Raw genomic sequence first — 3461 nt, 5'->3', positions numbered from 1 at the left:
TAGCAGGAGAAGCCGAGATCGTTTGCCTTCTGCAGTTGGCGACGCAGCACGTGCCGCGGGTCCGCCCACGACGGCGAGCCGTCGGGCATGGTGATGTCGCAGAACATCCGCGCGGAGTGGTGGTGACCCGAAGCGCTGGCCCATGGCAACACCTGGAAAGTCGACGGGTCCGGGTTCGCCACGGTGTCGGATTCGGAGACCCGCGCGAAGCCCTCGATCGAGGAGCCGTCGAACCCGATGCCCTCCTCGAAAGCGCCCTCGAGTTCGGCCGGAGCGATGGCGACCGATTTCAGGAAACCGAGCACATCTGTAAACCACAGCCGAACAAAGCGGATGTCCCGTTCCTCCAGAGTGCGGAGGACGAATTCCTTCTGTCGATCCATAACCCGAACAGTAGGCAACGGCTGTTAAATCTGTGTTACCAAAGCAAGATCAGAACTATTGCGGACGTTGCAAACAGGCTGCTCAGGCCCGGCGTTGATTGGACGTCAGAAGCGGCGTGGCAACCCAGACCGTTACGGAAGTTGGCCTTGATGGCTTGGGCAGTAGACGTCAACCGATGCCGTGACGAATTTGACCGCGGTGCGTCTAACTCGATCGCCAACCGCGTGTAAAGACGGATTGTCCCCAAACGCGGTGTTGACTTCCTCGTCCACCGCGGCCTGGACGGAGGTACCGTGATCGAGCTCGCCGCAAATTTCGCGGGCCCGGTAGACCAGGCCCGGCACGTTGTCGGTGGCGGGGATTTGTTGTTGGGCGAGCAGCGCGACGAACTGGTCGTCCTGGCCCGGGTCGGCAGCGGCCGCGCCGGCGCCCAGAATCGCGGCGCCAACCAGAGCGCTTGCGAGGCCGGTGATGCGGGTGCGCACGACGGGATTCCCGTTCTTCGGTGTCACCGGCTCGACGTCTCATCGAATCGACACCCAGCGGTAACAGTGGAGGCGGCTGGTGCCTGCAATGATGGGAATCGTAACTGGTTGCAAGGGTTGGCGCGGCGCGACGGCTGTGGCCGTTGTCGGGCTGGCTGCCGCTCTTACCGGTCCAATTTCGTTGGGCGAGCTCACGCCTGACCCGCCGGCTGTCCCGGAACAGACGGCCAATCCGCTGCAACCGCCGGTCGCGGCGCCGCCAAAGGCACAACAGCCGCAGCAGGCCCCGTCGCGACAACAGGAAAAACCGCCGCCACAGCAGCAGGGCCCTGCCCCGGGAGAGCAGGGACCCGCGCCCGGCCAGGAGGGACCCTCACCGGGACCGCCGCCACCCCCACGACCGCCGCGGGGGCATGTCCAGCTTTCGCCTTAGAGCGAACCGCCAGTCAGGGCCGGCACTGGATCGACGCCGGTGGCGCGCCGGCGACCAGATAATTCACGACGGTGCTGTCCACACAGTGGTTGCCGTTGAACACCGCGGTGTGTTGCGTCCCGTCATAGGTGATCAGCGGGCCGCCCAGCTGGCGGGCCAGGTTCACCCCCGCCTGATAGGGAGTGGCCGGGTCGTGCGTGGTCGAGACCACGACGACCTTGCCCGGCGCTTCGGTCGGCGCGGCATGCGGGGCCGATGTGGCCGGCACCGGCCACATCCCGCACAGGTCGCGAGGAGCGTTTCCGGTGAACTGCCCGTAGCTGAGGAACGGCGCGGCCTGGCGGATCCGTTGGTCGGCGCTGACCCAGCTGGCCGAGTCCGTCGGGTTCGGCGCGTCGACGCACCGCACGGCGTTGAAAGCATCCTGATCGTTGGAGTAGTGCCCGGTGCGGTCGCGGCCCTCGTAGTCGTCGGCGAGCAACAGCAGGTCGCCTGCGTCGGTGCCGCGCTGCAAACCGAGCAGACCGCTGGTCAGATATTTCCAGCGCGACGGCGTGTAAAGCGCGTTGATGGTGCCGGTGGTCGCGTCGGCGTAGCCCAGGCCGCGGGGGTCAGAGGTTTTACCCGGCTTGGTGGCCAGCGGGTCGACCAGAGCGTGGTAGCGGTTGACGAATTGGGCGGGGTCGGTGCCCAACGGGCAGCCCGCCGTGCGGGCGCAGTCGGTGGCGTAGTCGTTGAAAGCGGTTTGGAATCCAGCCATTTGCCGAACGTTCTCGTCGATTGGGCCGACGGTCGGGTCGATCGCACCGTCGAGCACCATCGCCCGCACGTGGCCGGCGTACTTCTCCAGGTAGGCGGCGCCGAGCTCGGTGCCATAGCTGTAACCGAGATAGTTGATCTGATCGTCGCCCAACGCCTGGCGGACCACGTCCATGTCTTTGGCCACGGATGCGGTGCCGATGTTGGCCAAAAACGCGTTGCCCATCCGGTTGGTGCACTGCTGAGCCAACTGCTTGTAAAGCTGCTCGATGTGCGCGACACCGGTCGGGCTGTAATCAACCATCGGCTCTCGCCGGTACGCATCGAACTCGGCGTCGGTGCGGCAGCGCAGGGCCGGAGTGGAATGGCCCACCCCGCGTGGGTCGAAGCCGACCAGATCGAAGTTGCTCCTGATCGGGCTGCCATCCAGATCCGATGCCATCCCGGCCACCATGTCGACCGCGGACCCACCCGGACCACCCGGATTGACCAACAGCGATCCCAACCGCCTGCCGCTCGCCGGAACACGGATCACCGCCAACTTGGCCTGCGCCCCGCCGGGATTGTTGTAGTCGACCGGAACGGACACGGCGGCGCACCGCGCGGTAGGGATTTCGCTTGTGTCGGTGACGAATTGACTGCAGTTCCCCCAAGCCTGCGGTGCTGCCGCCGTCGGCGGATTCGGGCCGGGAGTCTGCCCGGCGCCGGCTTCCGGGGTTGCGCCGGCCGGCGTCGGCAGCGCCGCCTGACCACTGACCAAGAGCCCCAACGACAACAGCGCCGAGCTCAATGGTCTCAGGCGCGACATGGCTGTCATCGTTGCAGCCGCGGGTACCCGTGACAGCGCGAAACGGTTACGCATTGATCTCGTCTGAACCGTAGGCGAGCGACGACAGTTGACGCGAGCGAAAATGTCTTAAGGCTCAGCGCCGCTAGCACTTTGCGCCGTTGGGCGGCGTGGCGCCACCGACCAGATAAGCCGTCACGTAGTTGTCGACGCAACTGTCGCCCTGGAAGACCACCGTGTGCTGGGTGCCGTCGTAGGTGAGCAGCGAGCTGCGAAGTTCGTTGGCCAGATCGACCCCGGCCTTGTAGGGAGTCGCCGGATCGTGCGTGGTCGACACCACCACCGTCGGCGCCAGGCCCGGCGCGGAGATGGTGTGCGGCTTGCTCGTTGGCGGTACGGGCCAGAACGCGCAGGTGCCCAGCGGCGCGTTACCGGTGAACTGCCCGAAACTCATGAACGGTGCGATTTCCCGCGAACGGCGGTCTTCGTCGACGACCTTGGCCCGGTCCGTAATCGGCGGTTGGTCAACGCAGTTGATCGCCACCCGAGCGTCGGTGGCGTTGGTGTAGTGGCCGTGCGAGTCGCGGCGCATATACATGTCGGCCAGAGCGAG

4 protein-coding genes are annotated in these 3461 nt (G+C 66.0%); all 4 read right to left on the bottom strand.

Annotation, left to right across the window (positions count from 1 at the left end; all coding sequences use genetic code 11):
* Positions 1–383, bottom strand: a 383-nt coding sequence (locus JOZ00_RS25755) for a glutamine synthetase beta-grasp domain-containing protein (RefSeq protein ID WP_293350065.1), incomplete at its 3' end; no start/stop codon positions are given.
* Between the two features lie 132 nt (positions 384–515).
* The gene (locus JOZ00_RS25750; RefSeq protein ID WP_293350063.1) at positions 516–896 is read right to left on the bottom strand and encodes a DUF732 domain-containing protein; all 381 of its coding nucleotides are present in this window, start codon (positions 894–896) and stop codon (positions 516–518) included.
* Positions 897–1315: 419 nt separating this feature from the next.
* Positions 1316–2878: an alpha/beta hydrolase gene (locus JOZ00_RS25745; protein WP_293350061.1), complete on the bottom strand. Its 1563-nt coding sequence runs from the start codon at positions 2876–2878 to the stop codon at positions 1316–1318.
* Between the two features lie 115 nt (positions 2879–2993).
* Positions 2994–3461 (bottom strand): alpha/beta hydrolase (locus tag JOZ00_RS25740; RefSeq protein ID WP_293350059.1); only part of this gene is annotated, 468 nt, incomplete at its 5' end.

Origin of the sequence: Mycobacterium sp., from assembly GCF_019243155.1 — a bacterium.
In the GTDB taxonomy this organism is placed as follows: domain Bacteria; phylum Actinomycetota; class Actinomycetes; order Mycobacteriales; family Mycobacteriaceae; genus Mycobacterium.
This window is presented reverse-complemented; position numbering and strand designations above follow the sequence as displayed.